Below are 22822 nucleotides of genomic sequence, written 5' to 3' on the forward strand. Positions count from 1 at the left end.
GCCTTCTCCCCTTCCGCGGCGCTGGGGCGCCGGTCTTTGCCGAAGTTTCTCTACGGCGCCAGCAGCAGCACCAGCGGCTGGCTGGGCACCGTTCGCACGCCCGGGCAGTTGGTGCTGTTCTGCAGCGAGACGCTGGTCAGGCGCGAGGCGGGCATGCCCATCCACAGCACGGTGAATGCGCCGGTCATGTGGCGGCTCGGCCCCATCACCGTGCCCGAGGCCACGCCCAGCAGCACGCCGGAGTTGTCGCCGTTGGTCATGGGAATGGTGGTGCCCAGGTTGTGCGCCGGCGCGCCCATGACCAGGACCGTGGGGCAGTTCGGAATCGCCATCGGCCCCATCGCGATGTTCGGATACGGCACCGGGATCGGCGACGGTGCGGCGGGTGTGATGCAGACATCGGGAAACCCCATGTCGGTGCCCATCAGCTGGCAGTTGGCGAACATGACGGCGTCTTTCTTCTTGTCTTCAACCGAAATGGATCTGCGCACCGCGCGCCTTGATGAGATCGCGGCCGTTCACCAGCGTGTGCTCGCCTTCCAGGCGCAGCAGCTGCTTGGCTTCGCACTCCAGGTGCGTGGCGGCCACGCGATCGATGCCGTCGGTGGTGCGCAGGTAGTGCTTGCTGAAATGCTGCACGCGGTCCATCACCGACGACAGCACCGAGCCCACGAGCTTGAAGCTGGTGGCCACCACGCTGAGTTGGCGGCCCACGACGTCCGCGGTGTCGGTGGCCATGCGTGTCTTGTGCGTGGCGATGTCCAGCTCGTCCGAGCGCAGGCCCACGCGCGCGGCCGCCAGTTCGAGCGCCCCGCCGTCCACGGCAATGCGCATCTGGCCCGGGCAGCTCACGATGTTGGGCGTGCCCTCCTCGCGCTGCAGCACCGCCATGACCCAGACTTCGTCGGGGGCGATGCGCAGGCACGCCACGCTGTCGCCGGCGGCCGGCTCGAGCAGGCAGCTGGCGGCGCGCGTGGCACGAAGGCGCAGGTCACCGCTGGTCACGGCGAGCGCGCTTTTCGCGCCGGCACCGGCACTCCCGACGCCAGCGGCGCCATCGACGATGCCCACGCACCATTCGCCGGGAATGGCCTTGGCCGTCCGGTGTTTGCGGGCCGGCACACCGGCGGATTTCTTCAGCGTTGCGTTCATGGTGCGTTCCCCTTTTGCTCTCTCTGTTCGTTCATTCATTCATGCGATTGCGTCAGGCAGCCAGCGGCTGCCAGCGTTCGGACGCCTGCAGGTCCGGATCGGATTCGATGGCGCGCGCGCGATCGCTCATCTGTGCGTTCTCGGTGATCGCGCCGTGCAGCACGGTGCGCAGCAGGGTGGCGCGGCGCAGGTCGGCCGCGGCCAGGTCCGCATGCCGGAAGTCGGCATAGGTGAGCTCCGCGCCGGTGAAGTTGGCGGCCTGCAGCTTGGCGCCCGCGAAGTGCGTCTGGTACAGGTCGCAGCCCGCGAAGTTGGCCCGCGGCAGCGACGCCCCCGTGAACAGCGCCTGCCGCAGCCGCGCGCCCGAGAAATCGACGCCCTGGCCCGCCGCCTCGCAAAAGATCGCCAGCGGCGCAACCGCCTGCGCGAACCTTGCGCCGTCCAGCCTGGCGCCCTGGAAGTTGCACTGCTGCAGCGCGATGCCGCTGAAGTCGGCGCCGCTCAGGTCGGCCGACGAGAACTGCGAGCCTTCCAGCGCCAGTCCCGCGAACGACATGCCCTTGAGCGAGGTCTTGAAGAACACGTTGCGCAGCATGCGCGCGCCGGCCCAGCTCAGGTGCGAGAGGTCGCATTCGTTGACCGTCGTGTACTGCCAGCTGGTGCCGTCGGCGCACACGTCCAGCAGCACCGACTGGCTGATGACGGCGGAGTCGAGCTTCACGCCGCGCAGCCCCGCGTGGTCGAGCCGGCAGCGGGCCACGGTGGCCATCGTCATCGAGGCGTCGGCCAGCTGGGCATGCGACATCTCGCATTCGGTGAAGACCGCGCCGTGCAGGTCGCACTGGCGCAGGTCCGCATGGTCCAGGATGCAGCGATTGAACACGGCCTTGCGCAGGTTCGCGCCCGAGGCGATGGCGCCGCGCAGGTCGCACAGTTCGAAGACGGTCTCGCGCAGGTCGGCATCGCGAAAGTCGGCCTCGGCGAAGTTGACGTTGGAGAACACGCCGCCGCCCAGCGCCAGCCCCGCGTAGGCGCCCTTGCGCAGGTCGAGCCCTTCCAGCGTCTCGCCCACGCCCACGGCAATGGCCAGCAGCCTGGGGGTCATGCCGCCACCTGCTCTTCGGGGGTGAGGCGAGGCCAGGTGCGCGCGCGCTTGAGCAGCGCGCCGTCGAAGCTGGTCGAGCCGTCCAGGCGCACGCGGCTCAGGTCGGCGCCAAAGAGGTTGCTGCGGCGCAGGTCGGCGCCGCGCAGGTTGGCCCCCTGGAGCACGGCATCGCTGAAGTCCACGCCCGACAGCAGCGCGTTGGCGCAGCCGGCCTTGCGCAGCAGCGCGCCCTTGGCACTGGCCAGCCGCAGGTCCGCGCCTTCGAGCTGCGCCTCGCACAGGTTGGCGCCGTCGAGCACCGCACGCACGAACTTCGCGCCGCGCAGATCGCAGCCACCGAAGTTGAAGTTGCGCAGGTTGGCCTGGCTCAGGTCCGCGCCGGCCAGGCTGGTGTTCTTCACGGTCACGGCGCCCACGCACTGCGCACCCATGAGCCTGGCGCCATCGAGCCTGCAGGTCGCGAAGGTGGCAGCGGCCAGGTTCGCACCGTGCATGTCCACGCCCGAGAGGTCCGACGTGAGGAAATTGCAGACCGACAGGTCCGCCTCGGGCCAGCGCATGCCGCGCAGGTCGAGCTTGTGAAAGAGCTGGCCGGACAGCAGCGCGCCGGTCCAGTCCGCATCGCCCCAGGTCGTCTCCAGCAGGTTGGCCTTGGTGAAATTCGCGCGCCGCATCTGCGTGCCCGCGAAGTCGCAATGCATGAGCGTTGCTTCGGAGAAGTCCGCATCGTCGAAGACGCCGCGCGCGAGCAGCGCCCGGCCCAGGTTGGCCTTGCCGAACTTCGCACCGATGGCGATCGCGCCTTCCAGGTTCGCATGCGCGAGCACAGCGCCCGCGAGGTTGGCGCCCGAGAGGTTGGTGTGCGCGAAGTTCACGCTCTCCAGCCACGCGCCCTCGAAGTTCACCTCCCGCAGGTCCAGGCCCGAGAGGTCCGCGCCGGTGAGGTCGATGCCCGCGAAGAACTTGACGCCCGCCGCGCTGGCGCGCGCGACCTCGCTGCGCAGCCTGGCGGCCTCGTCCGGCGGCATGGCGAAGGCCGGTGGCTGCATGTGGGCGGCCTGCAGGTAGCCCGCGCGGTCGGCATCCTCGATGCGGCACAGCTGCGGGTACATCGGCTTGAGGTCCAGCGCCTGGGTGGTGCCGCCCACCATCGCCTGCATCTGGGCCAGGTGCCTGTCGGGGTCGTAGGTGGGCGGGCCGCGGTGCTGCAGCGCGGCGATGTCGACCTTCTTTTCCTCGGCGAACGCGAGCGCCTTCTCGATGGCGGTCACGGCGTCTTCGATCGACGCCCACTTCTGCGCCTCGGCCTCCTTCATCTGCGCGAGCAGGTACGCGGGCAGCTCGTCGCCGGTGGGCACCTTCTCGCGCGGCGGCATGCGGATGCCCAGCGCGTCCGGGTCCTGGCCCAGGGCGATGGCTTTCTCGCGCGCGATCTCCACGTCGGCCTCCGCGCGGCGGCGCTGGGCCTCGCCTTGCAGGCCTTCGCTCGCGAAGGGGGCCTTGGCGGCCTCCACGTCGGGGTCGGCGGTGCTCACGCCTTCGGGCAGCAGGTCGCTGTCGACGATGGCGTAGACCGGTCCCATCGCCGGATCGGCGCGCTTGGCCGCGGCATCCAGGTAGTGGGCATCGGCCTTGGGCTCGCCCACGCGCTCGACGGCGCCCATGAGGCTGACCACGTCGGAACCATCGTCGGTGCCGACCTCGGCCAGGCCCTGGAAGATGGCGATGCAGCGCTCGGCATGCGGAAAGAACCACACGGTCGTCAGGCGCAGCGGCACTTCGCGGATCTTGGGCTCCGCGTTTTCCATTCGGTAGCCCACGAAGACGCGCGCACGCATGCCGGGGAGCCGGCCTTCGACCAGCGGCTTGTGCGGATGCATGTTCTCGAACGAGAAGGGCTCGTCGCCCACGAGCGCCGACTCCATCCACTGGTCGGCCGGCGCGAGGTTGAAGTAGCGCCAGTCGGTGTCGGGCGCGAAGCCCGGCGCGTGCTGCTTCAGGTAGTCGGCATCGTAGGTGCCGCGGTACTGCACGCGCTGCGGATGCATCACGTCGAGCGCACCGAAGCCGGCCGGGGCAACGACCTGGTCGGGGCGCAGCAGGCGGTCGTGCGGCAATTCGGTGTTGGGCAGCCAGGCCGTGCCGTCGGTCTTCTGGCGGCCGCGCCCGGCGGTGTTGAGCGCGAAGTCCGGGCCGCCGTAGGCCTTGGACCAATCCAGCGGCATCTGCTCGAAAGGCACCGGCGTGGTGGCGCGCGCGCCGTCCCAGTGCCGCTCGCCGAACACCAGCAGAGTTTTCTCGCGCGTGCCGAAGCGGGCCCGCACGGCGCACGCGTTGGGCCGCTCGGGCGGCGCGAAGGCCCTGCCGTGCACCAGGAACTCCGGCGTGAGCTTGGCCACGCCTTCGTCGATCAAAGGCGTGGCCATCTCCTTCGCAAGGAAGGACCACATCGACTGCTCGGCCCACAGCGAGCCGCGCTCGCCCTGCGCGAAGGGCAGGTGCAGGCACGCGCTGACGCTCAGGCCGAAGCGCTTGCGGAACTCGATGGGGCGCGTCGACAGGCCGAGCGCCTGGGGTTTGATGACTTGCATGGTCGCGTCCGGCGTTCTCTCTCTATGGCACCCCACCGCTCGGCAGCACTCCGCCGTCCATCGGATCGGATGGCGGTGGTGGCGGTGGCGGTGGCGGTGGCGGTGGTGGCGGTGGTGGCGGCGGTGGCGGTGGTGGCGGTGGCGGTGGCGGTGGTGGCGGCGGTGGCGGCGGTGGTGGCGGCGGCGGCGGCGGTGGCGGTGGCGGTGGCGGCGGCGGCGGTGGCGGCGGCGGCGGCGGCGGCGGCGTAGGCGACCACTCCTGCGCCGGTCCCGGCGTGGCGGCTTCGCCTTCCGGCGGCGGAGGCGGTGGCGGTGGCGCGGCCGTGTTGTCGGCCAGCGTGGACGTATCCTCCGCGCGCCGTTCGGCGCCGGTCTTGATCTCGGCCACGGTCATGAGACCCTCGGCCAGGATCACCGGGACGGTTCCGACCACCGGGATCATGGCGATGATGCCTTCGATGCGCCGCCGTTCGGTGATGCGCGACAGCGCCCTCAACCGGTCTCCGAGGCCCGTGAGCCCCACGAGGTCGGCCTCCGCGGCGGCGTCCCTGAGCTGCTGGGCCGCCTCCTCGTACTGCTTGAGCGTGGCGGCAATGTCCTTCTTGGCGCTCGCCAGGCCTGCGACGAACCCCAGCAGGCCGGCGACCGCGGCGCCGCCCGCACCGCCCGCGCCGGCGCCGGGCGAAAACGTGTGCAGCGTCGCCTGCTTCACCTCGATGGGAAAGGCGTGGATCTCCGGCGCGACGCCCGAGGACAACTTCACGCCCAGCGCGGTCTCGATCGCCACGCCCACGAAATTGTTGACGGCGAGCGACAGCGCGTTGTCGATGCTCATGCCCATGAAGGTCGAGCGCGCCATGCCCAGGTTGGCCTCGCTGTTGCTGCCGATGTAGCCGCTCGTGTTGGGCCCCAGGATCGTCGTGTTGGAACCGCACGAGGTCGCATCGATGCTGCCCACCGCCATCATCTCGATGCCGGTGTTGCTCAGGAGCTTGATCTTGTTGGCCATCAGGTGCAGCGGCCCGGTGGGCACCGTGATGTATTTGGAGCTCGCGCCGGTCACCAGCCAGTCGATGTGGCCGGCCTCGAAGCTCATCTTGGCGGCCTTGTAGGTCACGTTGCCGCTGACGGTGATGGTCTGGTCGCCGGTGACGCTGCGGGTCTCGCCGGCGCGCGAGATGTCGCTGCGCGCGCCGATCACCTCGTGGGTGCCGGTGCCCGTCACCTTCAGCATGTCGTTGCTGTCGATGAAGGTGTCGCGGTTGCCCACCACCTGGTTGTTCTGGTTGCCCTTGACCGTGTTCTTCTGGTCGACCACCACCATGGTGGTCTCGTTGCGCGTGACCGTGCTCTTGCGGTCGCGGTCCACGTGCTCGGTCTGGTCGCGCTTGACGGTCACCGACTGGTCCCGGTCCACCGTGGTCGAGTCGTCGCGCTCCACGCTGCGGCTCATGTCCAGCTCGGCGTGGATGTTGATGTTCTCCTCGCCCTTCTTGTCCTCGAACATGATCTCGTTGAAGTTCGCGGGACCGCCGCCGGGCGTGGAGCGGGTCTTGAAGCCGCTCTGCGTGGGCGACTTGTACGGAATGGGCTGGTCGTCGTTGTAGACGCGCCCCACGATCACCGGGCGGTCCGGGTCGCCGTTCAAAAAGTCGACGATCACCTCCTGGCCGATGCGCGGAATGAAGTACCCGCCCCAGCCCTTGCCGCCCCAGGGCTGCGACACGCGCACCCAGCAGGTGGACTTCTCGTTGCTCTCGTCGTAGCGGTCCCAGTGAAAGTGCACCTTCACGCGGCCGTGGTCGTCCACATGCAGCTCGTCGCCCGCGGGGCCGACCACGATGGCCGTCTGAGGGCCGGGCATGGTCACGCGCGGCGTGAGGCGCGGCGGCCGGTAGGCGCGCTCCAGCGGAATCGCGGTGATGAGGAACGCGCTTGCGCCCGGCTGCGAGGTGTCGAGCATCGGCGTGCTGGCGATCAGGTCCTGCAGCACTTCGAGCGTGTCGGCGTTCACCGCGTCGTCGCGCAGCACGTCGGCCAGCGCCGTGTGCACCTGCTGCGGCGCGGCCGCGGCGGCGCTCACGCTCTCGTAGCCGGGGTGGCTCGCCATGAAGGTGCAGGCCGCGATGATGTAGTCGCCGTTGCGCGTGCCGTCGGGGTCGCCCTCGAACTTGAAGCTGCGCCCCGCCGTCACGTCGGGCCAGGTGGTCAGCGCCCAGTGGCGGTCGCGGCGCGCGTTGAGTTCGTCGCCGCGCAGCTTGGTGCGGTTCTCGCCGTCGTCGCCGGTGAAGTAGCCGCCCGGAAATTCGAACTCCTCGAAGTCGGCCAGCTCGTGGTCGTCCTTCATGTCGATGGTGGCGCCCAGCTTCTTCTTGATCGCCTTGAAGTCGCTGTCGCGCGAGGCCTGCTTGCCGGTGTCGAACTGGCGCGAACTTACCCAGCGGGAGATCTCGTTGTGCCGCGCCTCGCTCGCGTCGCTGGGCATGTAGCTCAGCGTGCCTTCGGCCGGCAGCTTCTCGTGCGCCAGGTCGCTCGCGTCCGACAGGTGCATGGTGCCGGGCGCATCGTGCGCATCGAACCAGTAGTAGATGCCCTCGTCCTCCAGCAGGCGCGAGAGAAACTGGTAGTCGTTCTCCTGGTGCTGCACGCAGTAGCGGCGCGGGTTGTGCGTGCCGATCACGTTGCCGGCCTTGGTCTTCTTGAAGCGCTTGATCGCGCTGTCCTCGAACACCGCGTCGAGCACCTCCAGCACCTTCTTGTCCTGCAGGATGCGCGAGTTGGTGCGCTTGGTGAGCAGCCAGAACCACGAGCGCAGCGTGATGCGGTATTCGAAATGCCGCCCCACATGCCCCGCGCGCACGAAGCGCACCGCGTGGCCCTGGCAGTGCCGCTCGTGCTTGGCGCCGCCCTTGTCCTGGAACTCGATGACCACGTCGAACGCGCGGCCCAGGATGTCCTTGGCATCGAGCGCCTTGTTCTTCGAGAGCACCGTGAGCTCGTAGGCCGACGGGCGCGCAAGGGCCTCGTGACCCACGATGCGCCAGAACATCAAGTCGTCCTTGGCGGGTGAATCGGTCTCGATGCGGAACTCGTGGTCGGCCATGTCTTGGTCTCTTGCGTAAGTGCGGTGTCAGTCGTCGCGGCCAGTTCGCGGAACACCGCGGAACCGGCTTTGCCGGGCCGCTGGTGTTGCCCCCTGCACGGGGGCTGGCGAAGCGACACGAAGTGCTCGAAGACTGGGGGTGTGCTTCATGTCAGTCGAACGCGTAGGTGAAGTCGGCGTCCTTCACGTCCAGCGCGACGCGGCGGATCTCGCCGCCCGATGCCAGGCGTTGCAGGTACTCGACAGAAATCGTGGGCAGCACCGTGTTGGTCAGGATCGCGTCGATCACGCGGCCGCCCGACTCCGGGTCCTGGCAGCGCGCGACCACCTGCTCGATCACCGCTTCGGTGTATTCGAAGGGCACGCCGTGGTTGGTTTCCACGCGCTTCTTGATGCGGCCCAGCTGCAGCCGCACGATCTTCTTCATCATGTCCGGCGACAGCGGGTAATAAGGAATGGTGACGATGCGGCCCAGGAGCGCGGGCGGGAACACCTTCATGAGCGGCGCCTTCAGCGCATCGGCCAACGCGTTCGAATCGGGCAGGAGCTCGGGGTCGCGGCACATGCTCATCACCAGCTCGCTGCCGGCGTTGGTGGTCAGGAGAATGATCGTGTTCTTGAAATCGATCATGCGGCCCTCGCCGTCTTCCATCCAGCCCTTGTCGAAGACCTGGAAGAAGATCTCGTGCACGTCGGGGTGGGCCTTCTCCACTTCGTCCAGCAGCACCACGCTGTAGGGGCGGCGGCGCACCGCTTCGGTCAGGATGCCGCCCTCGCCGTAGCCCACATAGCCGGGCGGCGCGCCCTTGAGCGTGGAGACGGTGTGCGCCTCCTGGAACTCGCTCATGTTGATGGTGATGATGTTCTGCTCGCCGCCGTAGAGCGCTTCTGCAAGTGCCAGCGCGGTCTCGGTCTTGCCGACGCCCGAGGTGCCGCACAGCATGAACACGCCGATGGGCTTTTGCGGGTTATCGAGGCGCGCGCGCGAGGTCTGGATGCGGCGCGCGATCATCTCCAGGCCGTGCTTCTGGCCGATGACGCGCTGGTTGAGCGTGTCCGCGAGCTTGAGCACCGCCTCGACTTCGTTCTTGACCATGCGACCGACCGGAATGCCGGTCCAGTCCGCGACCACCGAGGCCACGGCCTGTTCGTCGACCGAAGGCAGGATCAGCGGCGATTCGCCCTGCACCGCGTGGATCTTGGCCTGCAGCTCGTGCAGCTCGGCGAGCAATGCGGCGCGGTCGTGCGCGGGCGCGGCGGCGGCAGCGGCGTCCGCGGCCGCATCGGCAGGCGCATCCACCGGCTTGTTGCCCGCGCGCAGTTTGCTGCGCAATTCAAGCAGCCGGTCGACCAGCCCCTTCTCTTCCTGCCAGCGCGCATTCAGCGCTTCGAGCTGCAGCTTCGATTCGATCAGCAGCGCCTCCACCTGCGTCGAGCGCTTGGTCACGTCGATGCCGATGGTGGCCTCGCGGCCGATGATTTCCTGCTCGACCGTCAGGCCCTCGATGCGGCGCATGCAGTCTTCCACTTCGGGCGGCGTCGCATGCTGCGACACGGCCACGCGAGCACACGCCGTGTCGAGCAGGCTCACAGCCTTGTCGGGCAACTGGCGCGCGGGAATGTAGCGGTGCGAGAGCTTCACGGCCGCCTCGATCGCCTCGTCCAGCAGCTGCACGCGGTGGTGCTTCTCCAGCACGCTGGCCACGCCGCGCAGCATCAATATCGCCTTCACCTCGTCGGGCTCGGGCACCTGCACGACCTGGAAGCGGCGGGTGAGCGCCGGGTCTTTCTCGATGTACTTCTTGTACTCGGCCCAGGTGGTCGCGCCGATGGTGCGCAGGTTGCCGCGTGCGAGCGCGGGCTTCAGAAGGTTGGCCGCGTCGCCGGTGCCCGCCGCGCCGCCCGCGCCCACGAGCGTGTGGATCTCGTCGATGAAAAGGATGATCGGCGTCGGCGAGCTCTGCACCTCGTCGATCACCTGGCGCAGGCGCTGCTCGAACTCGCCCTTCATGCTCGCGCCGGCCTGCAGGAGGCCGATGTCCAGCGTGAGCAGCTTCACGTCTTTGAGCTGCGGCGGCACGTCGCCGCGCGCCAGGCGCTGCGCGAAGCCTTCGACCACCGCGGTCTTGCCGACGCCGGCCTCGCCGGTCAACAGCGGGTTGTTCTGGCGGCGGCGCATGAGGATGTCCACGATCTGGCGGATCTCCTCGTCGCGCCCGGTCACCGGGTCCATCTCGCCCTTCTTGGCCTTCTCGGTGAGATCGACCGCGAACTTCTTGAGCGCATCGCCCTTGCCCATCGCGGCCGGTGCCATCGCGCCCGAGTCTTCGCCGGGCGCACCGCTGCCCATGCCGGTGCCGTCCTGCGCGCGCATCTGCGATTCGGGCGAGGCGTCGCAGATCTTGGGGAAGTTGTCGGCCAGGTCCTCGACCTTGATCTTCTCGAACTGCTTGGACAGGTTGAACAGCGGATTGCGCAGGCTCTGCGTCTTGAGCATGCCCACCAGGATGTAGCCGGTGCGCACCTGCGCCTCGCCGAACTGCAGCGTGGCGTAGGTCCATGCGCGCTCGATGGCGTTCTCGATGTGCGGCGAGAAGTCGCTGATCGCCGTTGCGCCGCGCGGCAGGCGGTCGAGCGCGGCGGTCATGTCTTTCGCGATCACCGATACATCGAGGCCGTAGTGCTGGATCACGCGGTGCAGGTCGGAGTCCTGCGCCTGCAGCAGCTGGGCGAACCAGTGCTCCAGTTCCACGTACGGATTGCCCCGCATCTTGCAGAACACCGTGGCGCCTTCGATGGCCTTGTAGGCCAGCGAGTTGAGTTTGCCGAAAAGGGCGGTGCGACTGATTTCACTCATGGAAGACTCCGTATCTCTGTTGAAGACGATTCATGCCGGGAAATTTGAATGAAGGACGTTCGGCGATGCGTGGGCGAATTCAGGGTGGGGCCGCGAGCCTTGCGCTGGCCAGCCAGCCCTGCACGTTCCGCCCCGCCTCGCGGCGCGGAACGATCGGCGCGATGCGAACGCCGCCGAAACCAGCGGCCGCAAGACAGGCCTCGACATGCGCCGCCGCATGGCGGTAGCGGCCGCTGCCCTCGAGCCTGAAGTCGTCGCGCCCACCGTCCATGGCCTCGACCGTGAACACCACGCCGCCCTCGGGACGCAGTGCCCGTGCGGCGGCCGCCAGCACTTCGTGCAGATCGCCGAAATAGCACAGCGTGTCGGCCGATGCCACCAGGTCGAACCGGGCGGGCTGTGTGTGCAGGTAGTGGGTGAGTTCGGCCTTGTGCAGCACGTCGTAGCCGCCGCGCTGCTCCGCGCGCTGCAGCATGCCGACCGACAGGTCGCAGCCGGCCAGGTGCGAGGCCCAGGGCCGCAGCAGCGGGGCGCACAGGCCGGTGCCGCAGCCGGCATCGACCACCGCCAGATGCGCGGCGGGCGGGCCATACATGTCCTGCACCGCGCGCGCCACCAGTTCGGGGGCGCGGTAGTGCAGCTTCTCCAGGCTCGCGTCGAAGCTTCCTGCGTAGCTGTCGAACAACGTCTCCACATAGCCGTCGCTGGCGCGCTCGGGCGCATGCCCCTCGCAGGCGGCCAGCAGATGCGCGACCACGGGATTGCCTGGATCTTCGGCCAGCCACTCCCGGTACATGCGGGTGGCCTGCTCGTTCTCGCGGAGCAGCTCCAGCGCGCGAATCACCTTCGAGCGCGCGCTCAGGTTGCGCGGCTGCAGCAGCACCGCACGGCTGTTGGCGATGACGCTCTCCTGGATGCGCCCCTGCTCCATCAACGCGATCGACAGGTTGTACCAGGCCTCGCTGGACGTCGGCCGCAGTTCGATCGCACGGCGGCTGACGCGCTCGGCCGCCTGCCAGTGGCCTTTGCCGCATTCGAGTGTCGCGATGTTGCTCAGCGCGTCGGCGCCTTCATCGCCCTTGGCAAAGGACACGCTGTTTTCATAGGCACGCATCGCATCGTCGGCGCGGCCGGCATCGACCAGCAGATTGCCCAGGTTGTTCCAGGCGCCGCTTTGCGCGGGTTGCAGCGTGAGCGACCGCCCGATCAACGCGATGCTCTCGGCGTCGCGCCCCTGCGCATGGCGCAGCAAGCCCTGGTAGTGCAGGGCATCGGGGTCGCCGGGCGCGGCTTCCAGAATGCGGGCGAGCAGTTCGTCGGTCGCCTCGAGATTCCCCGCCTTCATCAGGTCCGCCGCTTGCACCAGTGCGGCCGCGTGCGCCGCCGTGCCTGCACACCCGGGCGTCGTCGTCGTCATGCCGCAGCTCCCGCAGCAGTCCGGACCGTCATCGAGCTGTTGCCGATGCGCACGTCCGCCGCGTCCTTCGCGCGCTTGCGCTCGCCGAGCCACGAGACCCAGCCCAGGCGCGGCGCGTTGCCCGTTTTCTGTCCGAGGCGCGTGACCGGCACCTCGGCCTTCTCGAGCATCAGCTCGGCATCCCATTCGAGTTCGTCGCCCAGCAGCTGCTGCATCCAGCGCTGCAGCACCGGGCGCGCATTGCCGGTCGGCAGGAACATGCGGTACTGCTCGACCGTGAGCGGCCCCATGTGCAGGCGAACGCGGTGCTGCCGGTCCCACGCGCGGGTGCCGAGCATCGCGCCCATGCCCATCGAGCGCGAGCTCTCGCCGCGTCCGAGCCGCGTGACCTCGTCCGCGGGCACGCGCATCCAGTGGCCGACCCAGCGCTCCAGCGTCACCGGCACGCCGAAGTAGCTGCACAGCACCGACTCCACGCTCTCGGCGTTGTGCACGCGGCGCGCGAGCCAGCCCGAGAAATGCAGCCGCGCATCGTCGTGCACCTCGTCGCGCCCGATGCGCCCCGGCGTGCCCGTGCCGATGAACGCGCCCACCTGCAGCCGGAAGCGGTCTTCGCCCGGCCGGTCGAGCGCGACCGCGGGCCGCGCCTGCGCCCATGCGCGGTAGAAGTGCAGCGAGAAGCGATGCAGGAAGCTGTCCAGGAACGCGAGCCACGTCGGGTCGCCATGGTTCAGGCTGCGCTCGCGGATGAAGTCGCTCAGGTGAACCGGCAGCGGGCCGTTGGGGCCGACGTAGCTGAAGAAATGCTGGCGCAGGCGCGGCGGCGAATAGGCGGTCGCCGGCTCGAAGCGGCTGAAGCTGGCCGGCGCGAACGAGAGCGAGGGCTCCTGCCCCACGCGCACCGGCTCGGCGCTCGGCAGCAGCGCGCGGCCCCAGCGCGGCGTGGTGCCGGCCACCGATTCCAGCCGGCGCATGACCGCAAAGTAATCGAACGACCACGGCTCCGCGGACCATCCGCGCAGCGCGTTGTCGACGCGCGTGCCTACAGAATCTGCCGGGTCCCGCACAGCGGCCTCCATCGCATGGTCTCGCCCTTGCCCGCCACGCGCAGCACGGTCTCCACGAAGTGATTGACCTCCACATGGCGCGCGAGAAAGCGCGACATCACCGCGCCGAAGAGGAACACGCTGTGGCCGTGGAACGCGTCCTTGTCGACTTCCAGCGTCACCTCGAGCCCGCGCCCGAAGGCGATCGGCCCCTTCAGTGGCAGGCGGCGCGCCACGGGCTTGCTCTTCACTGAAAGGAGCCCGCGCACCTGGCCCTGGCGCATCTCATCGGCGTGCGTCGCATAGAGCATCAGCGTCTCGCGCAGCGCGGCGGCGCCCTGCTCGGGCGTGCTGTCGGAAATCGAGAGGTAGTTGAGCGCGAGGTGATCGACCACGCGCCAGCCCAGCCCTTGGCTCACCACCGGCGACACCGGCCGCGAAGGGCCGCGCACCATGCGCACGCGCTGCACGGGAAAGGAGTCGACGCAATCGAAATCGTTGTCGCGCCCGAGCGGCATCAGGAGCGGCAGATCGCGGTTCGTGCACAGCGCGCTCACCGCGAGCTGCCGCAGCATCGCCGAATACGGCGCCTGCTGCGGATCGACGATCTGCATGTAGACCTCGGAGCCGATGTGGCTGCTGCGGTGCCCCTCGGTACGCTGGCGCACCGACAGCATGCGCGGCTCGCGCGTGGTCGTGAAGTACGCGGGGTGGCTGTGCCGCGTGCCGTGGAAGGCCGAGTAGAACGGGCGGAACGGCTGCTCGGCCGCCTCGGCGTCCTTGCCGGGCGCGCCGTGGCCGATGACCTCGGTGACGGTGTGCACCTCGAAGTCCTGCGGCCGCGTGCGGTCAGGCACCAGGTGGAACTGGCTCACGCCTTCGGTGAGCGGCACGCGATCGAGCCGCTTGTTGAACAGGTTGACGATGGGCACGCAGTGCAGCTGCACGTTCTCGGCGCTCACCAGTTTCTCCAGCGCCGCATCGCCGCGCGAGAACAGCAGCACGAGTTCGATCTCGGTGACCGGCATCGTCGCAAGCAGCGCCTGCAGCCCCGCGATGCGCAGGAACTGGAAGCGCTGCGGAAACGCGAAGTACTCCTGCAGCAATCGAAAGCCCGAGAAGCCCGTGGCCGTGACCGGCAGCAGCGCCTCGTCGTCCTCGAAACCGACGGGCTGGATCGCGCTCGCGGGCAGGCTCTGCGCCGCGCCCTGCAGCGCGCCGGTCGGCGACAGCGGCCGCACCATCACGCCGATGGGCTGGCCCAGCGCGCATTCCTGCAGCTGCCACGCCACGTCTTCGGCACCGCCCAGGTGCAGCACCAGGTCGTCGAGCGCGATCTGGTTGAACTTGAGCCCGGCCGTCGCGCGCAGCGCGATGCGCAAACCACCGCGGATCGCGCGCGACTGCGGGTGCGTGGCCAGCGGCAGGTCGGGCGCATAAGTGAAGTACTGCGCGCGCTGCACTTCCATCGGCCAGATGCGCAGCGCGCTGGACGTGCGGAATTCGCAGTGCGTGTTCTGCCCCACGGCCTGGCGTGCGCGCAGGCCCGCACCGCGCGGCAGCTTCGGGCCGGTCGCGAGATTGGCGTCGTCGAGATCGGGCGCGAAGGACACCACCGCCATCGCGGGCGTCGGCGCCAGGAAATTCGGATAGACGATGTCGAGCAGGTGCCCCGTGAAGCGCGGGTACTCGGCATCGAGCTTGAGGTTGACGCGCGCCGAGAGAAAGGCCGTGGCCTCGATCAAGCGCTCGACGTAGGGGTCGGCGACCTCCTGGCCCTCGATACCCAGCCGATGCGCAATCTTCGGAAAGGCGCGCGCGAACTCCGAAGAGCTCTCGCGGAAGTAGCGCAGTTCCTGCTCGTACAGGTTCAGCAGCCGAGGGTCCATGTCAGGATTTACCTTGATGCGGCTGCCGCCGGGCCGCCCCAAGGCAGGCCGCGCCTCCCCCCGGGGGGTGGCGAATTACACGGAGCGCAGCGGAGTGAACAGCCGGGGGGCTCATGATCTTTGCGCCATGTCCACGATCTCGATGCGTCCTTCTTCCAGGTCTACACGGCTTCGCATCAGGAACTCCAGCGGCACGGGTTGCGCCCACAGCATGCCGCGGATCTGCAGGCCGATGCTGTTGTGCGAGTCCAGTGCCGAGCCTTCCATGACGAGTTCCACTTCGAGAGTGCGGGACAAAATGCGCGGCTCGAACTGCAGGATTGCGTTCTTCAAAGCCTGTTCCATGCTGACACGCTGCACCGACGAGGTGAACTGGCCAGACAGCATAGGCAATCCGTAGTTGATGACCGAGCGTGCCGCATTGGGGTACTGCTTGTCGTCCATCGCGAGGCCGAAGCCCGTGGCGTTGAAGAGCCAGCTCAGGTCGCGCAGCACGGCCGCGCGCAGCGCCTGCTTGGTGAGCGTGCGCTTCTCGTCGCTCTCGCGTTTTTCGGTCGGCGCGTTGTCGACCAGGCGATCGAGCAGCGAGGGCTGCAGGCGCTCCTGGGCGGTGAGTTCGGCCACCTCAGCCGCCTCCGCTTTCGGTGCCTTCCTCCGGTGCTGCTTCTTCGGCGGAGGCCACCGGGTTGAAGAGGATCTCGCGCACGTCCATCAGCGCGTACTCGCCGGCATCGCTGCCGAGCACGCGCTGGCCGGTGCCGGCCCACACCTCGGGGCGCAGTTCGCGCCACTCGGTCTTGCGCGCCAGGCGCAGCTCGCCGTCCTCGCTCTTCTCGGTGCCTTCGTAGCGCGTGGGAATGAGCGCGAGGGTTTCGCCGCCGTTCTCGAACTGCAGGTGCGCGGGCATCCAGACGCAGTCGCGCAGGTCCTCGGGCGGCTCGATCTTCACGTGCGCGAGCCGCGCGTAGGGAATCCAGTAGTACTTGCCGTTAACGAAGGCTTCCAGCACGGGGCCCAGGCGCATGTCGGCATCGGCGAGCCACTCGAAGGGCACGCCGTCGATGGTGCCCGCGATGGCGGGCGCGCCGTCGAACGCGCGCTGGCGCAGGTCCTCGGCCAGCTCGCTCTCGCCACGCCCTTGCCGCAGCAGCGACTCGATGAGCAGCGCCAGCCACTCGTCGGGCTGGCCGAAGATCATGGGCGTGCGCGTGCCGGCGAACACCTCGGCGCGCAGGCCCTCGCAGCGCACGGCGTCGCCGTACACCTGCTTCATCGGAACGGCCAGCGCATCGAGTTCGGCCGCGACGGTGAGCTGGTTGAGCGCACGCTCCCACTGGCCCATGACGCAGAGCAGTTGCGCCATGAAGACGCGGTGCTTGCTGTCCGAGGGCTTGGCGCGCACCTCGTCGCTCAGCGCCTTGAGCGCGGCCACGGGGTCGGCGGACTTCAAAAGTTCGGCGGACGTGGTCATGTCAGTTGCCCGTGAAGGTGCAGGTGCGCACGGCCCCGCGCGCGCCGGTCTTTTGCTGCGGCGCCGAGCGGATCTCCAGCTTCGTGTAGTCGAAGAAGATGAGGTCGCAGGGCCGCTTGGGCGTGCCGCCGGTCACGATGGCGTGGCAGTTCACGCGCGCGCCCTCGAGCACGAATTCAAGATGCGACTGCAGGTCTTTCGAGCTGTCGCCGCCGGCCTTGAAGACCGACACCGTCACCTTCAGGTCCGCGTCCTGGCTCTTCAAGAGGCTCGCGATGGAGGCCGTGGCCGCATCGCAGTCGCGGATCACGATGAAGGAGTAGTTGCGCAGCTTGCCCTTGCTGGAGCCGGGCGGGATGACCACGTCGGACTTGTACGAGTAGCCGCCGATGTCCATGCGCTGCTTGCCGTCTTCGTAGGTGCGCACCGATTCGCCCTCGATCGGCGTTCCCTTGCTCTCGATCATCATCGAGAAGTCGTTGCCCGATTCGCCCGACAGGTAGTCCAGCAGGCGCAGGGCCTCGTCGGGGTCCAGTTTTCCATCGTAGGTCCAGCTCATGTCGATCTCCTGAGAAAAATTCGGTGACGAACGGGTGATGCGTCGTCGCTACTTGGCGGCCGAGACTTCGCCCGCCCAATGAACCATCGCGGCGAAGGTCTGCCGCTCGCCCTCGGGTTGCAGCGCGCCGCGCACGCGCACTTCCGCGATCCCAGCGCCCCCCGCACCCCCCGCGACGGCATCGCCCGCGCCCGTGCCGAACAGGCGCGGCGCGCTGTAGGGCGCCGCGGGCGTGGCCAGCACCAGCAGCCGGCCGCCCTCGGCGTTGAACCACGGCAGCTCGAAGCGCTTGACGGCCGGCGCCTCGCGCGTGCCGCGCTTGAAGCGGTTGGTCTCGCCCGGGTCCTCGGGGAAGACCTGGCGCGCGCCGCCCTGCGGGTCGATGCCGACGATGACCAGGTCCACCGAGCGCGCGCTGGTGTTGCGCACGTTGAGCACGGCGCGCTCGCCGCTGCGCAGCGGCAGCAGCTTCGCGTCGACCTGCTGCGCGGAGCCGCTGCGCACGAGGCGGTCGCCGCTCCAGACTTCGAACACCGCATCGAAGCCGTCGAACTGCGCGTCCTTGGCGATGGTGTAGAGCTGGTTGAGCCACTTGAGGCGGGCCAGCGTTTCGAGGCGGCGGCGCGCGGCTGCGGCATCGGTGGGCGCTGGCTTCGCGCCCGCGCCGAGCGATGGCGACAGCACTTCGAGCCGCGCGCCGCTCCATCGCACGTCGGCGCCATCGGCATCGTTCACCGCGATGACGGAGGCGGGGTATTCCAGGCTCAGGCCCGGCGGCAGCCCCTGCTCCGCGCGCACGCGCAGCGCGACCGCGGCCGGCTCGCCCAGCGGCGTGATGTTCCAGAGCGCGGCGCCGGGCAGCTCGCGCAGCGCGGGCGGCACGGCCATGCGCGCCTTGTCGGCGAAGGCCTGCGCCAGCGTGCCTTCGGCGCTGCGCACCGTGCCGTCGTCCATCGTGGCCAGCACGCGCAGCGGCTGCTGCACCACCAGGCCGTCGAGCTGGCCGGCCTGCAGCGTGAGCGTGTCGCCCGAGCGTTGCGCGCGCCACACGGGCCGCGTCGACACGGCCTGCGCGCGGTTCGCGAAGATCGGCGCGTCGAGGTTGCCCTCCGCCACTGGCGACGGCAGCTCGCGCGTGGGAAAGCGCTGTGCCAGTTCGTCGATCACCGGCGGATAGACGGCCAGCACGCCGTCGAAGAGATCGCGCCAGGTGGCGGGCTTGCGAGAGAGCGCCTCCACCACGGCCCAGGTCAGAAGGCCCTGTGGCCGCGCGTTGCGATTCTTGCGCGGCAGGCGCAGCTCGGGGGTGATCTGGTGGCTTTCCGACGCGAAGAGCGCGACGTAGCGGGCGCGCGGCACCGGGTCGGTCGCGGTGGGGCGCGTCATGACCGCGCGCGCCGCGGCGCCGGGCGCGCCGGTCAGCTGCGTGGTGCGCAGGCCCCGCCAGCGCACCTCGTCACCGGGCGGGCCTTCGGCGATGGCCGGTGCATCGCTCGTGCTGCGCGTCATCGAGTTCGCCGAGCAGGTGTCGAAGACCGAGGCGACGAACACGTTGCGCGCGAGGAAGGCTTGAATCCACGCGTCGAAATCGGCATCGCGCAGGTCGCCGGTCAGCGCGTTGTCGGCGCCGAGCGTGCCGCGCACGTCGCGCGCGAGGAAGTTCTCGGAGAGGCCGTCGGGCTCCTGGTAACGCTTGTTGCTGTCGCGCAGGCGTGTGCCGTGGCCGGAGAAATAAAGCAGCACGAAATCGCCGCTCTTCGATTGCGCGAGCAGCCGGCCGAGCGCTTCGTGGATGGTCTGCGATTCGGGCAGCGCGGAGCCGCTCACGCCGTCGGCGAGCACGGTGATGTCGGCGGGCGCGAAGCCCTGCTTGAGCAGCGCGTCGCGCATCAGCATCACGTCGTTGCGCGGCGCCTGCAGCCAGAGGGCCTGCGGCTGGTTGACGAGTTCGGAGACGCCGACGAGCAGCGCGCGTTGAACTGCGAAGGCGGTGCCGCCGGATGCAAGAAGCATCAGCGCCAGCAGCACCCGCAGGCAACGCGCGGCGCGGGTCATAGCCGCTCCGAGGCCGGCCCGGCCGATTCGACCAGCGGCGAGGCCGCGAGCAGCGAGAGGCCGCCGACCGGATCCTCCACATGCAGGCGCCACACGCCGTTCGTGCCCGGCCCGCCGACCACTTCAGCCGACATCGTGCGCAGCAGCCGGTCGGCCTCGTCGATGCGCACGCCGTCCTTCCAGCGCACGACCAGGTTGGCACGCGCTGCCGCGCTCGCATCGGGCGCTGTGGGCACGTTGCGAAAGCGCACGTCGTCCTCTTGCGATCCGCGCCCACCGAGCAGGCCGACGTTCTGCACGACGACGCACAGGGCGAGCACCGCGAACGCCGGCCGCATCCATCCATCGGCGCCGAACCAGCGGCGAATGCTGCCCCACCAGCCGCCTTCGGGCCGCGCCTGCGGCCGGGCGCGCGGGGACGCGGGCGAAGTGGGCGCAGTGGGTGCCGCCTTGGCCGACTGCGTCGGCGCCGAGCCCAGCTGCAGGCCGACGGTGCGGTACAGCGCCTGGTAATCGGCGCGCGGGTCCTGCGCGCCGAGCGGCGTTCCGGAAAGCACCGAGAACACGCCGCCCACGGTGCGCAGCGCGATGCGGCCGGGCTCGGGCGCGATGGCCAGCGCCTTCTGCGCGGCCCACTCGTCGTGCACCGCGCGGATCGCCGCGAGCCGCGTGGCCGAGACCTCGCCGAGCACGCGCGCGCACAGCTGCGGGCTGGGCTCGAGCGTCAGCACGTTCCAGGCCTGGATGAGCCCGAAGGCCGGCTCGAAGGGTTCGTCGTCGGGCTCGAGCAGCACGTCGAAGGCACCGGCCCAGTCGGCCTCGCCCGCGGCCATCCAGCCCTGCCAGACGTCGCCCTGGATGCAGCGGTCCAGCAGCACGCCGAGCAATCGCCCGTCGTGCAGCACGCTGACGAGGCGGCCCGGCGCCCAGCGTGCGGTGAAGGCGCGCTGGGCGACAGCCTCGCGGCGCCGGGCCAATTCGGTGAGAGGGAGCAGCAGGTCGTGCAGCGCGGGCGTCGCCACCGGTGCAGCGTGCGGCGTGGTGGGGGGCGCGGCCCCCGGCATGGCCACCGTGGCCACGCCCGCAGCAACGTCGGGTACGGCGGCGGCGCCGGTTTCGAACGCGTTGCGGATCACGCTGAGCGGGGGCCAGAGTTCGGTGTTCATGGCGGTCTGTTCCTGAATGGCTATGTCTTCAGGCATAAGACGCTTCAGCACCGAGGATTTTGAAAACCTGCAGGATCGCTGCCATGTTTTCCGCCTCGATGGCGATGCCCAGGGTCTGCTGGAGCCAGCCGCCCAGCCGGGTCTTGGCGTAGTCGGCGGTGAGGCCCTCGCGCTTGTGCACCAGGCCCAGGCGCCCCGCGCGGTAGTGGTACGAGGCGATGGCATGGCGCGAGGCGATGCCCGAGAGCCCGCCCTCGGCTTCCTTGCCGAAGCCCTCGCACAGGAGGATGCGCTCGGGCTCGGGCAGTTCGGCGATGAAGGCGCGCGCGGCCAGCTGCACGGCTTGCGCGCTCAGGCCGTGTTCGGCCAGGCACCCGTCGAGGTCGTCGCCGGCGCCGATCTCGTCTTCGAGCTGCGCCTCGGTGATCTGGTCGCCGATGGAGAGCTTGCGGCGGAACGAGCTCGCACGCGTGCAGTCGATCAGGTAGCGCCGGAAATACGCGCAGAGCGCGAAGGCGGTCGAAGGTGCGCTGTGGCTTGCGCGTTCGTCGGCTTCATCGGGATCGGCATCGAGCCGCAGCACCTTCACATAGATGAACTGCGCGACGAGCTCCTTGCGACTCTCGCCCAGCACCTGCAGCTCGGGCGGATTGCAGGCCACGAGCGCATCGCCCACGATGCGGTACATGGTGCCCATGTCGTTCGAGGACAGCGTCTGCCGCCGCCGCCAGAGGCGGACGAGTTCCGTGCTTTCCGCGGACGAGAGGGTTTCCTGCATGAAGGGACAAGAGCTAGGTCAAGGCCAGATCAGTCGTCCACGCACACACCTTCGCTCGGCACGAGACATTGCGCCAGGCCCGCGCCCACCGGCCCTCCGCGCGTGCGGATCGCCGACGACACCGCGGCCTGCGCCACGGCCAGGCCGCGCGGCAGAAGAATCCACAGCTGACCGCGTTCCTTCATGCGGCGCGCGTTGGTCGCGGCCGCTTGGCCGTTGCCGAAGAAATAGTCGGCGCGCACCGCGCCGCGGATCGCGCCGCCGGTGTCCTGCGCGATGGTCAGGCGCTGCATCGGCGCGCCGCTGCCGGGCGTGCGGGTCGAGACGAACACCGGGTAGCCCAGCGGCGTGCTGCGCGGATCGACCGCGATCGAGCGCCCCGCCGACAGCGGCACGCCGAAGGCGCCGACCGGCCCGCCCACGGGCGAGGTCGATTCCTTGAAGAACACATAGCTCGGGTCCTTGATGCCCGAGCCGGTCACCGCGCCGGCCGTGCGGCGCCCCGGCACCACGACCGCGCCGCTGGCGGTAGGCCGTGCGAGCGTGAAGCCGCGCGTGCGGATGACGCTGCTGTCCACGCTGCCGACATCGTCGTCGTCGCCATCGTCCAGCTGCAGCTCGATCGACGAGCCGCGCACCTTCACCGCGCTGCGCGGCTTGCCGTTGGCGGCCTGCGCGATCGTCGGGCGGAATGGCTGGCCGTTCTGCTCGGCGTAGGCCACGCGAATGGTGTCGCCGTTGGCCAGCTTGATGCGGCCCGAGCCCTGGATCTGCATCTCGTAGAGCGCGGTGGCGCTGCTCACGAAGGCCAGCACCTTGGCGTTGGGTGCGCCCTTGGTCTCGATCTCTTCGCGGGTGTAGTACGGCAGCAGCTGCTTGCCCTCGATGCGCATGCGCACCTTGCGGTCCAGCGTGTCGCGGGTGATCGCCGAGAGGTCCAGCGCGTAGAGGCCGGGCGCGCCCATGTCGCGCGTGCTCAGGCCCGTTTGCACGACCACGTTGCGGCCTTCGACCTTCGCGGCCACCGTGCCGCTGCCGGCCGGGAGCTTGCGCGCGTCGGCGAACAGCATGTCTTCGGGCTGGCCGTAGACGGGGTAGATGAACGGCGCGCCGTAGGTGCGGCTGCCCGCGATCTCGGGCTCGAAGTAGCCGGTGACCACGCCGTCGGGCTTGCGGTCGTCGTCGCGGATCTGGTAGGCCGAGAACTCGCTCTCGAAGAAGCTGCGGATGGCGTTGCGGTTCTTGCCATCGACCTTGGCGGCGCGGTCGCACACCTCTTTCCATTCGGCGCCCCGGCCAGTGAGCACCTTGCAGCTACCGAGGAACGCGGGCCAGGTCTCGGAGAAATCGTCGCGCGACCAGCCCGGCATCGCATCGAAGCTCACCGAGGTGTAGGTGGCCAGCTGGGTGGAGAAGGTGCGCGCCTGGCCGGCCACGCTCGCACCGGTGGAGGCCGGGCGCGAACTGGTGCCGGTGGCGGTCGTGTCGGTGGCGCCCGTGGCGGTGGAGGTCGCGGCCGGTGGCGTGTTGGCGCAGCCTGCCAGCGATGCGACGGCCGCGAAGGCGGCCCAGCGAAGCAGCGTGGTGGTCAAGCGTGGCGACTGTGAGGTATGCATGAAAGTCTCCTTGTCCG

At 69.4% G+C, this 22822-nt stretch carries 16 protein-coding genes; all 16 read right to left on the reverse strand.

Features of this window, described 5'->3' with window-relative positions:
• Nucleotides 1–50: 50 nt before the first annotated feature.
• The 16 genes from ACZYRS_RS30130 to mltA all read right to left on the reverse strand — a co-directional run bounded on the left by ACZYRS_RS30130 (nt 51) and on the right by mltA (nt 22805).
• Entirely contained in the window at nt 51–446 is a 396-nt protein-coding gene (locus ACZYRS_RS30130) for a DUF4150 domain-containing protein (RefSeq protein WP_093443987.1), read from the reverse strand.
• A gap of 22 nt (nt 447–468) precedes the next feature.
• Nucleotides 469–1152, reverse strand: a complete 684-nt coding sequence (locus ACZYRS_RS30135) for a DUF3540 domain-containing protein (RefSeq protein WP_463422139.1) — start codon at nt 1150–1152, stop codon at nt 469–471.
• 52 nt (nt 1153–1204) lie between these two features.
• Complete coding sequence (locus ACZYRS_RS30140; RefSeq protein WP_463422140.1) at nt 1205–2257, reverse strand: pentapeptide repeat-containing protein; 1053 nt, start codon at nt 2255–2257, stop codon at nt 1205–1207.
• Nucleotides 2254–4848, reverse strand: coding sequence for a DUF2169 family type VI secretion system accessory protein (locus tag ACZYRS_RS30145; RefSeq protein ID WP_463422141.1), 2595 nt, complete (start codon nt 4846–4848; stop codon nt 2254–2256). The genes ACZYRS_RS30140 and ACZYRS_RS30145 overlap by 4 nt, the downstream gene beginning before the upstream one ends.
• 22 nt (nt 4849–4870) lie before the next feature.
• Nucleotides 4871–7951: a type VI secretion system Vgr family protein gene (locus ACZYRS_RS30150; protein WP_463422142.1), complete on the reverse strand. Its 3081-nt coding sequence runs from the start codon at nt 7949–7951 to the stop codon at nt 4871–4873.
• Nucleotides 7952–8102: 151 nt separating this feature from the next.
• Nucleotides 8103–10808, reverse strand: coding sequence for a type VI secretion system ATPase TssH (gene tssH, locus ACZYRS_RS30155; RefSeq protein ID WP_463422143.1), 2706 nt, complete (start codon nt 10806–10808; stop codon nt 8103–8105).
• 79 nt (nt 10809–10887) lie between these two features.
• Nucleotides 10888–12225 (reverse strand): tetratricopeptide repeat protein, encoded by a 1338-nt coding sequence (locus ACZYRS_RS30160; protein ID WP_463422144.1) that lies wholly within the window; start codon nt 12223–12225, stop codon nt 10888–10890.
• Complete coding sequence (gene tssG / locus ACZYRS_RS30165) at nt 12222–13304, reverse strand: type VI secretion system baseplate subunit TssG (RefSeq protein WP_198788265.1); 1083 nt, start codon at nt 13302–13304, stop codon at nt 12222–12224. Before tssG ends, ACZYRS_RS30160 begins: the two co-directional genes overlap by 4 nt.
• Complete coding sequence (tssF, locus tag ACZYRS_RS30170) at nt 13268–15160, reverse strand: type VI secretion system baseplate subunit TssF (protein WP_463422145.1); 1893 nt, start codon at nt 15158–15160, stop codon at nt 13268–13270. Before tssF ends, tssG begins: the two co-directional genes overlap by 37 nt.
• Before the next feature lie 111 nt (nt 15161–15271).
• Nucleotides 15272–15784, reverse strand: coding sequence for a type VI secretion system baseplate subunit TssE (gene tssE, locus ACZYRS_RS30175; RefSeq protein ID WP_463422146.1), 513 nt, complete (start codon nt 15782–15784; stop codon nt 15272–15274).
• Nucleotide 15785: 1 nt separating this feature from the next.
• Nucleotides 15786–16631: a type VI secretion system accessory protein TagJ gene (locus ACZYRS_RS30180; RefSeq protein ID WP_198788267.1), complete on the reverse strand. Its 846-nt coding sequence runs from the start codon at nt 16629–16631 to the stop codon at nt 15786–15788.
• Between the two features lies 1 nt (nt 16632).
• The gene (locus tag ACZYRS_RS30185; protein WP_198788268.1) at nt 16633–17190 is read right to left on the reverse strand and encodes a hypothetical protein; all 558 of its coding nucleotides are present in this window, start codon (nt 17188–17190) and stop codon (nt 16633–16635) included.
• Nucleotides 17191–17238: 48 nt separating this feature from the next.
• The gene (locus ACZYRS_RS30190; RefSeq protein WP_463422147.1) at nt 17239–19245 is read right to left on the reverse strand and encodes a caspase family protein; all 2007 of its coding nucleotides are present in this window, start codon (nt 19243–19245) and stop codon (nt 17239–17241) included.
• Complete coding sequence (locus ACZYRS_RS30195) at nt 19242–20411, reverse strand: hypothetical protein (protein WP_463422148.1); 1170 nt, start codon at nt 20409–20411, stop codon at nt 19242–19244. Before ACZYRS_RS30195 ends, ACZYRS_RS30190 begins: the two co-directional genes overlap by 4 nt.
• Nucleotides 20412–20439: 28 nt before the next feature.
• On the reverse strand, nt 20440–21189 hold the full coding sequence (locus tag ACZYRS_RS30200; protein WP_463422149.1) for a hypothetical protein: 750 nt from the start codon (nt 21187–21189) through the stop codon (nt 20440–20442).
• A gap of 29 nt (nt 21190–21218) precedes the next feature.
• Nucleotides 21219–22805: a murein transglycosylase A gene (gene mltA / locus ACZYRS_RS30205; protein ID WP_463422150.1), complete on the reverse strand. Its 1587-nt coding sequence runs from the start codon at nt 22803–22805 to the stop codon at nt 21219–21221.
• Nucleotides 22806–22822: the final 17 nt, after the last annotated feature.

It is taken from the genome of Variovorax sp. AC194 (genome assembly GCF_979257995.1).